7 protein-coding genes and 1 pseudogene are annotated in these 11,486 nt (G+C 41.6%); 6 read left to right on the forward strand and 2 right to left on the reverse strand.

Annotation, left to right across the window (positions count from 1 at the left end; translation table 11 throughout):
* Positions 1-94: 94 nt before the first annotated feature.
* The 3 genes from rnhC (at position 95) to LIZ08_RS02775 (ending at position 4,145) form a co-directional block, all read left to right on the forward strand.
* Entirely contained in the window at positions 95-991 is an 897-nt protein-coding gene (gene rnhC, locus LIZ08_RS02765) for a ribonuclease HIII (protein ID WP_227038223.1), read from the forward strand.
* 3 nt (positions 992-994) lie between these two features.
* Positions 995-1,645, forward strand: a complete 651-nt coding sequence (gene lepB, locus LIZ08_RS02770) for a signal peptidase I (protein WP_014713905.1) — start codon at positions 995-997, stop codon at positions 1,643-1,645.
* A gap of 67 nt (positions 1,646-1,712) precedes the next feature.
* Positions 1,713-4,145 carry an ATP-dependent RecD-like DNA helicase gene (locus LIZ08_RS02775; protein ID WP_227038228.1) on the forward strand — a complete coding sequence of 811 codons (2,433 nt, stop codon included), beginning with the start codon at positions 1,713-1,715 and terminating at the stop codon, positions 4,143-4,145.
* A gap of 8 nt (positions 4,146-4,153) precedes the next feature.
* On the opposite strand, the gene dinB is transcribed toward LIZ08_RS02775, so the two are convergent.
* Positions 4,154-5,260 carry a DNA polymerase IV gene (dinB, locus tag LIZ08_RS02780; RefSeq protein WP_227038224.1) on the reverse strand — a complete coding sequence of 369 codons (1,107 nt, stop codon included), beginning with the start codon at positions 5,258-5,260 and terminating at the stop codon, positions 4,154-4,156.
* 260 nt (positions 5,261-5,520) lie between these two features.
* On the opposite strand from dinB, the gene pflB reads away from it, so the two are divergent.
* From pflB to LIZ08_RS02795, 3 genes are all read left to right on the forward strand, one after another.
* Entirely contained in the window at positions 5,521-7,836 is a 2,316-nt protein-coding gene (gene pflB / locus LIZ08_RS02785; RefSeq protein WP_049490618.1) for a formate C-acetyltransferase, read from the forward strand.
* Positions 7,837-8,254: 418 nt separating this feature from the next.
* Positions 8,255-9,013 carry a threonine/serine exporter family protein gene (locus LIZ08_RS02790; RefSeq protein ID WP_227038225.1) on the forward strand — a complete coding sequence of 253 codons (759 nt, stop codon included), beginning with the start codon at positions 8,255-8,257 and terminating at the stop codon, positions 9,011-9,013.
* A gap of 4 nt (positions 9,014-9,017) precedes the next feature.
* Positions 9,018-9,485 carry a threonine/serine exporter family protein gene (locus LIZ08_RS02795; protein WP_031575574.1) on the forward strand — a complete coding sequence of 156 codons (468 nt, stop codon included), beginning with the start codon at positions 9,018-9,020 and terminating at the stop codon, positions 9,483-9,485.
* Between the two features lie 1,424 nt (positions 9,486-10,909).
* Here the strand turns inward: LIZ08_RS02795 and LIZ08_RS02800 are convergent.
* Positions 10,910-11,486: pseudogene (locus LIZ08_RS02800) on the reverse strand (MFS transporter); the annotation flags it as partial.

The following is an 11,486-nucleotide window of genomic DNA, read 5'->3' on the forward strand; positions in this document are numbered from 1 at the left end:
TCAGTAGCAAAGCCCCTCTTCACAGGGATTTTCCAGTGGATTCTTTCTTTCTTTTTGCTCCCTCTCTCCCTGAATTTGTGGTACAATAGTGGTTATGGAAAGTATGACACTCACTCCAACACAGGAGCAAATCCTTGATTTTGTCCATACCTATCGCAGTTCTCTCACTCAAAGCAAGAACCCTCATATGGATTATTTCTTTCGACTAGAGGGAGCGACCGTTTCGATCTACAAGTCTGGAAAGGTCCTGCTCCAGGGCAATGACCTCACTCCTTACCTGAACTTTTTCGGGCAAGATGCTGGGAACCTTAAGCGTTCTACTTCATCTGCACGACAAGATCTAGCCATGATCGGAACCGATGAGGTCGGAAACGGCTCTTATTTTGGTGGACTCACCGTTGTTGCATCCTTTGTCACACCTGACCAGCACGACTGGCTCAAAAAGCTTGGTGTTGGTGATTCGAAGACCTTGGATGATCGAAAAATTCAGCAATTGGCTCCTCTCCTTGAGGAAAATATCCAGCACCAAGCACTCTTATTGTCTCCAAAGAAGTACAATGAAGTGATCGCTTCTGGTTACAATGCTGTTTCAGTCAAAGTAGCCCTGCACAATCAGGCCATCTACCTTCTGTTAAATAAAGGAGTCCAAGCAGAGCGAATTGTGATCGATGCCTTTACAACTACTAAAAACTACCAAAAATACGTAAAAGCTGAAAAAAATCAGGTCACGCAAGCCATTGAGTTGGAAGAAAAAGCCGAAAGCAAGTATCTAGCTGTGGCAGTTAGCTCCATCATCGCCCGCAATCTCTTCCTTCAAAATCTGGAAGATCTGGGCAAGGAACTGGGTTTTAATCTTCCTAGTGGAGCAGGAGCTAAATCAGACCAAGTGGCCGCTAAATTGCTTCAGACCTACGGGATGAAAGCTCTGGATTATTGTGCCAAACTCCATTTTAAAAACACAGAAAAAGCAAAGAAATTACTAGAAAGATAAGTCATGTCAAAAAGAAGTTCAAAACATACATCGAGCTCACCTGTGGTGAGATTCCTTAAAGAATGGGGCCTCTTCAGTATCATTGTTGGTCTCATCATCGCCTCTCGCATTTACCTCTGGGCTCCGGTCAAGGTAGATGGCCATTCGATGGATCCGACTCTGGCCGATAGCGAGTACCTCCTTGTGGTCAACCACCTCTCAATCGATCGTTTCGACATTGTTGTTGCCAGTGAAAAAGATGACGACGGCAAAACCAAGGACATCGTCAAGCGGGTCATCGGTCTTCCTGGAGATACCATCCAATATGATAACGATACCCTCTACATCAATGGGAAAAAGACCAATGAGCCTTATTTGAAAAACTATATCGCTCGTTTCAAAAAAGATAAATTGCAATCAACATACACTGGAAAAGGGTTCGAAGAAAACGGAGAACTCTTCCGCCAATTGGCCAATACAGCCCAAGCTTTTACAGTAGACAAGGATGGCAATCCTAAATTTACCTTGAAGTTGCTCGACGATGAATACCTCCTACTTGGAGATGACCGGATCGTTTCAAAAGATAGCCGTCAGGTCGGAGCTTTCAAGAAAGAACAAATCAAAGGGCAAGCCGTCTTTAGACTATGGCCGATCTACCCTTTCAAAACTTATTAGTATAGATTAACAGACTGAGGCTGAGACAAGTATGTCCCAGCCTTGCTTTATAAAAAGGAAAGAAATGATGGAATATTATTTTTCTGGTACTATTGAGCGCATTATTTTTGAAAACCCTAGCAGTTTTTTTCGAATCCTCTTGCTCGACATCAGCGATACCGATGCCGAAGATTTTGATGATTTTGAGATTATTGTGACAGGAACCATGGCAGATATCATGGAAGGCGAAGACTACACCTTCTGGGGTGAGCTGGTCCATCATCCTAAATACGGAGAGCAGCTCAAAATCAGTCGCTATGAACGTGCCAAACCCTCTAGCAAGGGCTTGGTGAAATATTTTTCCAGCGATCACTTTAAGGGAATTGGTCTCAAAACAGCCCAAAAAATCGTGGACCTCTATGGGGACGATACCATTGACAAAATTTTGGAGGCTCCTGAAAAATTAGAAGAAATCACAGGTCTCTCCAAGAAAAACCGCCTGGCTTTTGTAGAAAAACTCCGTCAGAATTACGGAACGGAGCGCATTCTCGCCCAACTAGCCAACTATGGCATTCCCAATAAATTGGCCTTTCAGATCCAAGATTTTTATAAAGAAGAAACCCTCCAGATCGTGGAGCAACAGCCCTACCGATTGGTGGAAGATATCCAAGGCATGGGCTTTAAAATCGCGGACCAACTAGCCGAAGAATTGGGGATTGCAAGTGACGCCCCTGAGCGGTTCCGCGCGGGCCTGATCCACAGCCTTTTTAGCTACTCTATCGAGACTGGAAATACCTACATCGAGGCCAAGGACCTCCTGCGCTATACCATTGACCTGTTAGAATCCGCTCGGCCAGTAGAATTGGACCCTTCCACTGTCGCCCAAGAATTAGGACGCCTCATCGAGGAAGACAAGGTCCAAAACATAGATACCAAGATCTTTGACAATAGCCTCTTCTTTGCGGAGGAAGGGATTCGCAGTCATATCGGTCGATTGTTGGAAAAAGGAAAGTCGACTTTATTTGACCCTGAGAAAATCAACCGGGCTATCGAGGAGGTTGAAAAAGATCTGGGGATTCGCTACGATGCCATTCAAAAAGAGGCGATTCACCAAGCTATCCAAAATAAGGTCTTTATCCTCACCGGGGGACCGGGGACAGGAAAGACTACCGTTATCAATGGGATGATCAGCGTCTATGCTCAACTCCACCATCTGGATCTTCGGAAGAAACAAGACCTGCCGATCCTCTTGGCTGCTCCAACGGGACGGGCAGCTAGACGCATGAATGAACTAACAGGACTTCCGAGCGCCACCATCCACCGCCATTTGGGGATGACAGGAGATGATGACACCAGCCACTTAGAGGACTATCTGGATGCAGACTTTATCATTGTGGACGAATTTTCCATGGTTGATACCTGGCTGGCTAATCAATTACTTAGCAACATTGCAACGGATACCAAACTCTTGATTGTGGGAGATGCTGACCAATTACCTTCCGTCAGCCCTGGTCAGGTCTTGGCTGATCTCTTGCAGATTCCAAGCATCCCTCAGACCAAACTGGAACATATTTTCCGACAGAGTGAGGACTCGACCATTGTCTCACTAGCAGGAGACATTCGCCAAGGCAAGCTTCCTCAAGATTTCACAGAACGAAAAGCTGACCGCTCTTATTTCGAAGCCGGAAGTGAACACATCCCTAAGATGATCGAACAAATCACTTCTGCTGCCCTTCGTAGTCAAATCCCTGCTCGAGATATCCAAGTCTTGGCACCCATGTACAAGGGCCAAGCCGGCATTGACAATATCAATACGCTCATGCAAGACCTTCTCAATCCAGCTGTCAAAGATCAGGTCGTCTTTGACTCGCCAGACTGCCAATACCGCGATGGAGATAAGGTCATTCATCTGGTTAATGATGCAGAAAGCAATGTCTTTAACGGAGATATCGGCTACATCACCGATCTTCTCCCAGGAAAATATACAGAATCCAAGCAAGATGAATTGACCATCCAATTTGATGGCAATGAAATCGTCTACCCGCGCAATGAATGGTACAAGATTCGCTTAGCCTATGCGATGAGTATTCACAAATCGCAAGGAAGCGAATTTCCGGTAGTGATTTTACCCATTACCAATCAAAGCCACCGGATGTTGCAACGTAATTTGATCTATACTGCCATCACGCGCTCAAAAAGCAAACTGATTCTCTTAGGAGAATACAGCGCCTTTGATTACGCCACTAAAAATACAGGCACAGCGCGCAAGACCTACTTGGTGGAACGCTTCAAGGACCTGGACGGAGGCGAGGCAACCAAAGACTCTTCTTCATCCGTTGCCACGGATTCCCCTACAGTCGAATCCGCACGAATCAAGGAAGAAACTGTTGTAAAGAAGGCTGAGCCTGATGAACCGACTGTCTATCGACTGACAGAAGACAATCTCCACACCATCTCTCCTATGATCGGACTGACTGAAGAAGAAATTGCAGCCTTTTTTGACATCAAAAAATACGACTAGTGAACAAACTAGTCGTTTTCTTTTTCTTCCACCAAAGGCAGCTCAGTATGATCGACGAAATTGGTCATGGTGACACCCAAGAGGCGGATTCCAGTATTTGTCGATTCAATTTCTTGAAAAATGCGACGCGCTGAACGATTGATGCGCTCAGCCTCTCGCGTTGGCTCCGTCAAGGTGATACGCTTAGTCAAGGTGGTAAAGTCTCCATAGCGCACTTTTAAGACCAAGGTCTTTCCTTGCTTACCATGTTTTTCCAGCGATTGGGCCACCTTACTGGACAGATTGGCAATTTCTTCTAAAATATCATCTTCTGCATAAAGGAGCTTGCGGTAGGTCCGCTCTTTTCCGATCGACTTACGGATGCGATGACTTTTGACAGGGCTATTGTGAATCCCTCGCGCCTTTCGAAAGAGATCATAGCCAAATCGCCCAAACCGATCAATCAAAGTCATCTCCGGGATGGCTAAAAGATCCGCGCCAGTATAGACACCCATCTCATGTAGTCGCTCTACTGTCTTCTTTCCTACTCCATGAAATTTGGCAATGTCCATTTGGCTCAGGAAATCCTCAGCGTCCTCCGGTAAGACCACCGTTAGGCCACGGGGTTTTTGGTAGTCACTTGCCATCTTGGCCAAAAACTTATTATAAGAAACACCCGCTGAAGCTGTGAGATGCAGCTCTTCCCAGATAGCATGCTGAATCAAGCGGGCGATTTTGACAGCTGATTTGCTCTGGATTTTATTTTCCGTCACATCTAGATAGGCTTCATCAATACTCATGGGCTCGATTAGATCTGTATAACGCTTGAAAATCTCACGGACCTGCTCACCTACTTCTCGGTATTTCTCATAATTTCCAGAGATAAAAATCGCTTGAGGACAAAGGTCCAGCGCTTCTTTAGAGCTCATAGCTGAATGAATGCCATATTTCCTTGCTTCATAGTTACAAGTCGAGACAACACCTCTCCCTCCTGACTGACGAGGGTCCTGGCCAATCACGACAGGCTTGCCCTTCAAACTAGGGTTGTCTCTTTCTTCGACGGCAGCAAAAAATGCATCCATATCAATATGAATAATCTTGCGACTGGTATCATTCACTAATGGAAATATCAGCATTTTTCACCCTCCTTTCTTTCTATTATAGGAAGAAAATTTCAGAATTGCAAAAATCGACTCTCCAGAAAACATGAAAATTGATGAAAAACTGTGTTTGTTTTCAAAAATATAGTACAGTATCGCAGAGGATTTGAAACTGTATTACAAAAGAATCTGTTGTTTTTCGCAATTCGCCTTTGTGTAACCGATTTCTGTATGGTATACTACTATTGTAAGTGCAACAGATATAGTTGCTAGAAAGACAATAGAGGAAAATAAAAATGGTTGTTAAAACAGTCGTTGAAGCACAAGATATTTTTGACAAAGCCTGGGAAGGCTTCAAAGGTGAAGATTGGAAAGAAAAAGCAAGCGTTTCTCGCTTCGTTCAAGCTAACTACACACCATATGATGGAGATGAAAGCTTCCTAGCTGGTCCAACTGAACGTTCTCTTCACATCAAAAAAATTGTTGAAGAAACAAAAGCTCATTATGAAGAAACTCGTTTCCCATACGATAACCGTCCAACATCTATCGCTGATATCGCAGCTGGATATATCGATAAAGAAAACGAAGTGATCTTCGGTATCCAAAATGATGAATTGTTCAAATTGAACTTTATGCCTCGTGGTGGTATCCGTATGGCGGAAACTACTTTGAAAGAAAATGGATACGAACCAGATCCAGCTGTTCATGAAATCTTCACTAAATATGTGACTACTGTAAACGATGGTATCTTCCGCGCTTACACTACAAATATCCGTCGTGCCCGCCACGCTCATACTGTAACTGGTCTTCCAGATGCATACTCTCGTGGACGTATCATTGGGGTTTACGCTCGTTTGGCTCTTTACGGTGCTGACTACTTGATGGCTGAAAAAGCAAGCGACTGGAACTCTATCACTGAAATCGATGAAGAATCAATCCGCCTTCGTGAAGAAGTAAACCTTCAATACCAAGCACTTCAAGAAGTTGTTAAATTGGGTGACCTTTATGGTGTAGACGTACGTCGTCCTGCCTTCGATACAAAAGAAGCGATCCAATGGACAAACATCGCCTTTATGGCTGTCTGCCGTGTCATCAACGGTGCTGCTACTTCTCTTGGACGTGTGCCAATCGTTTTGGATATCTACGCTGAACGTGACTTGGCTCGTGGTACTTACACTGAATCAGAAATCCAAGAATTCGTTGACGATTTCGTTATGAAATTGCGTACTGTTAAATTTGCTCGTACAAAAGCTTACGACCAATTGTACTCAGGTGACCCAACCTTCATCACAACCTCTATGGCTGGTATGGGTAACGACGGACGTCACCGTGTTACTAAGATGGACTACCGTTTCTTGAACACTTTGGACAACATCGGTAACTCTCCAGAACCAAACTTGACAGTTCTTTGGACTGACAAATTGCCATATAGCTTCCGTCGCTACTGTATGCACATGAGCCACAAACACTCTTCTATCCAATACGAAGGTGTTACAACAATGGCTAAAGACGGATACGGTGAAATGAGCTGTATCTCATGTTGTGTATCTCCACTTGACCCAGAAAACGAAGAACAACGCCACAACATCCAATACTTCGGTGCTCGTGTTAACGTGCTTAAAGCTCTTCTTACTGGTTTGAACGGTGGTTACGACGATGTTCATAAAGACTACAAAGTATTTGACATCGATCCTATCCGTGATGAAGTTCTTGAATTCGAATCTGTTAAAGCAAACTTTGAAAAATCTCTTGACTGGTTGACTGACACTTATGTAGATGCTTTGAACATCATCCACTACATGACTGATAAGTACAACTACGAAGCAGTTCAAATGGCCTTCTTGCCAACTCACCAACGCGCAAACATGGGATTCGGTATCTGTGGATTTGCCAACACTGTTGATACATTGTCAGCAATCAAATACGCTACTGTTAAACCAATCCGTGACGAAGATGGCTACATCTACGACTACGAAACAATCGGTGAATACCCACGTTGGGGTGAAGATGACCCACGTTCTAACGAATTGGCAGAATGGTTGATCGAAGCTTACACAACTCGTCTACGTAGCCACAAACTTTACAAGAACGCTGAAGCAACTGTTTCACTTCTTACCATCACTTCTAACGTTGCTTACTCTAAACAAACTGGTAACTCACCAGTCCACAAAGGGGTATACCTCAACGAAGATGGTTCTGTGAACTTGTCTAAATTGGAATTCTTCTCACCAGGTGCTAACCCATCTAACAAAGCGAAAGGTGGATGGTTGCAAAACTTGAACTCACTTGCTAGCCTTGACTTTGGTTATGCAGCTGATGGTATCTCATTGACAACTCAAGTATCACCTCGCGCTCTTGGTAAAACTCGTGACGAACAAGTTGATAACTTGGTAACAATCCTTGATGGTTACTTCGAAAACGGTGGACAACACGTTAACTTGAACGTTATGGACTTGAACGATGTTTACGAAAAGATCATGTCAGGTGAAGACGTAATCGTACGTATCTCTGGATACTGTGTAAACACTAAATACCTCACTCCAGAACAAAAAACTGAATTGACACAACGTGTCTTCCACGAAGTTCTTTCAATGGATGATGCATTGAGCTAAGATTCAAATAGGTCTTAAAAACCAGTCGGAAACGGCTGGTTTTTTCATCCCCATCGCAAGAGTATTCTGAATTTTGAAAGAGTTTAAGAGCCTACCATATAGGGTTTGACAGCGCTTTCTCCAAGTGTTATAGTAGAGCTGTAAATAAGTTAGAAGGGGTGATCCTATGTTTTTAACATTTATTTTCGCTATTATTTGGCTCTTTATCCTGATTGCACTGATCTTTTTAGCAACCCTTCTCGTCCAGGATAGCACCGTGCAACACCACCACCCGAGTTAACGAATGATAAACCTAAACAATAGCTATTCTAAACGAATTCAGAAAGGATAAGAAACAAACTAGAATTGTCAAATTTTAGTTCTGTCTCTCGTCCTTTTTTGCTATAATAGAAACAGATTATTTAGTAAGAAGGATATTATGGAAGAGTCAAAACTGATCAACCAAGTGATCGACGTCCTGATGTTAGCTGGAACCCTCCTGATAGAGAGCGGTTCTGAGATTCACCGGGTCGAAGATACCATGATCCGGATCGCCCATTCACAGGGAATCGTCGATTGCAATGTTTTAGCGATGCCAGTCGCTATTTTCTTTTCAATTGAGAATGCCAATGTCACGCGCATGAAACGGATCTTGCGGACCAATTACAATATCGAAAAGGTCTGTGATGTCAATCAGATCTCTCGTCAACTCGTCTCTGGAGAGATCGATCTCGAGCAAGCCTATCAGGCCTTGAGCGAGTTAAAAAGCAAGCGTGTTCCTTATACCAATCTTCAGTTGACCATTGCGGCAACCCTCAGTGCTCCTTTCTTCTCCATCATGTTTGGAGGAAATTTCTATGATGCGATTGGAGCGGGTATTGCGACTGTCTTTGCCTTTGCTTTTTCTCTTGTCGTTGAGAAATACGTTCGCATTCCTTTTGCCACTGCCTTTGCGGCCGCCTTTGTCTTCGGTTTTTTGGCCCATATCTGGACGCGCTATAGTGGTTTTCCATCCAATACCGATCTCATTATCGCAGGCTGTGTCATGCCCTTCGTTCCTGGAATCGCTATGACCAATGCTGTCCGCGATCTCATGAATTACCACCTCAACTCTGGGATGAGTAAGCTCTTTGAGACTCTTCTCATTACTCTTGCACTTGGTGCCGGTACAACCGTTGCCCTTGTCCTTATGAAATAAAATCATGAACCTAACTGAATTTTTAATCCAAGCGGTGGCCAGTTTGATTGCCATCATCACCTTTTTAATCGTCCTAAATGTGCAGCGCTCCATGCTGATTCCTGGAGGAATCTTAGGGATGGGCATCTGGCTACTATACTATATTCTAAAAGGTCCTACCAATGTTATCGTAGCAACCTTTATCGCCGCTATTGTGGGATCCTGCATTAGTCAGATTTTAAGTATCATTCTCAAGACGCCTGTCGTGGTCTTTATGTTGTCCATTCTCGCGCCCTTGGTTCCTGGATATATTTCCTATCGAACTACTTCCTTTTTTGTCAGTGGCCAATATCGTCAGGCAGTGACCAGCGTGACCCTGGTGGTTATTCTGGCCTTGGTGATCTCCATCGGGATGGCTAGTGGATCTGTCGTTTTGAAACTCTACCATTCTTATCAACGCTATCAAAAAAGAAAAATGACCAATGCTAACTAGCATTTGTCATGTTGGTAACAAAGTCTTCTTAAAACTTTCCTTAGGTGAGCACGGACGTCAGCGAACTTCGTAGAAGTTCCATGACTTAGTTTTGGACCTAAGGTTCCAAAACTCCCGAGTGCTAGAAACAATAGTGTTTCTAGCACTTTTCTCACGGCGGAAAGTTTTTGTATTTTCTTGATTCATTTTAACAATTGGAACTCATTTTTATTTTTTGAAGAAAACTAAAAGTTTATGTACAATTGACTAAACTAAAGCTAAACCATTGATACAACTGAATTAGAAGCATAAAGTACTTTAAAAAGTGTACTTTATTTTTGTTTTGTAAATTATTCTGAAACTACTTTCACATATTAAAAATTGAATCTAAATTTCTGTAGGCCTATAATAAAGATAGGAATAATAAGAATTCTTCCTAGAAAGGAGTATACTGTATCATATGTGACAGTATTATAAATGAATCATGAAAAAAATAATTACTATAGTACAGTGCATTTTGTTCCTCGTGTCTCCTTACATAGCTAGAGAACTATGCTTGATGAGTAAAAATCTGGTGGATAATATGTTCCTCACATTCTTTATCATGCTAACAATTTCTTTTTGGCTTGGTATTTGGAAGTTGGGAGATCTTGTGGGAAATCCAAAATAGAAAGTAAAAAGTTGTGCTAGAGATGAGATTTTTATTTATTTTAATTATTAATACACCTTATTTCTTTTATTTAAAATGGAAGGATAAGCCTAAACAAAAAAATAAGTCCTTTTGTTATCTTTATAAGTTTTACATGATTTACTTGTGGTTTATCTTCATAATTTCCATAATGGCTATCGGTATTTTATCCCTTGGAATAGTAGCTGGTATGGGAAGAAAACTTCCGTTTGGTTTCTTTGTTTTATCTTTTTTATTTGTAGTTCTATTTAGTTTCTATATTTTTAGTATTCTAAAAGAGATAAAGGAATTAAAGCAAATAAAAGGTAAGTAAATAGATAGACGTAATCTAATTTGAATTGTCTTTATCTGGACTATACAACAAAATAAACAAGAATAGAGAAAAGTCTTTAGGATCAAAAAACGCATAATATTAGGTTTTGAAGAACCTTGATACTATGCGTTTTATTGTGGGGAGATTCACTTTATTTCTCCTGAAATTGAGTTTTTACCTAGTATTGTTTTACTTCCGATTAGAGATAACAAATTTATCAATGAATAGTAAGTGATATAATGCAAGTACAAATCCCCAGAAACTACCACGAAGAGAGAATTCTTGATGATTAAGAGGAAGCAAATCACGGTTTCCTATATAGATGCATGTTAAAATCACAAATAGAATCCAAAATAAATCAGTCCATTTATATTTTGAAAAAAGACAAGGTGTTTTATCCTTGTCTTTTTCGTTTTACGTTTTAGTACTGCTTTTGTTTCAATGTCAATAAATGTGTTCTTTTTGGAGTATTCTATATATTCGAGGTAACATTATCACGGTATAGATCAGGAGAGAAACACCTCCAAATATGAATATAAGACCTCCGTTTATGTCCTTTTGAAATAGATAAGTAAATACAATGGTACCTATCGGCATGATAGACGTATTTAGTGTGAACAAAGTACTCATTACTCTTCCTAAATAATTTGTTTCAATGCTACTTTGAAGATAGGTCATGACGACAATATTTAGAATAACAAGAGTGAATGCGATAATTCCCATAAATAAACCGCCAACGGAAGAAATAATCACTTGGGTGTTAGTAGTTGCAAATGTAATACCCAAACCAACGATTGCGATGGTTAGAAGAAAAAGTGGAATGCGAATTCTATTAGAGAGAAGTGTATTATTTTCTTTTTTGTCTGGCAATAGTGACATAGACACACTGGCTAATAACATTCCAACTGCAGACATTGTTTCTAGGATACCTACTGTTGCATTATCTAATAAGAGTTGCTCTTTGACTACAAATGGCACTCCAATGCTAATGGAAGTATAGAAAAAATTCAGTACAACACTA

The organism is Streptococcus sp. 210928-DFI.4.42 (assembly GCF_020554365.1).
In the GTDB taxonomy this organism is placed as follows: domain Bacteria; phylum Bacillota; class Bacilli; order Lactobacillales; family Streptococcaceae; genus Streptococcus; species Streptococcus parasanguinis_S.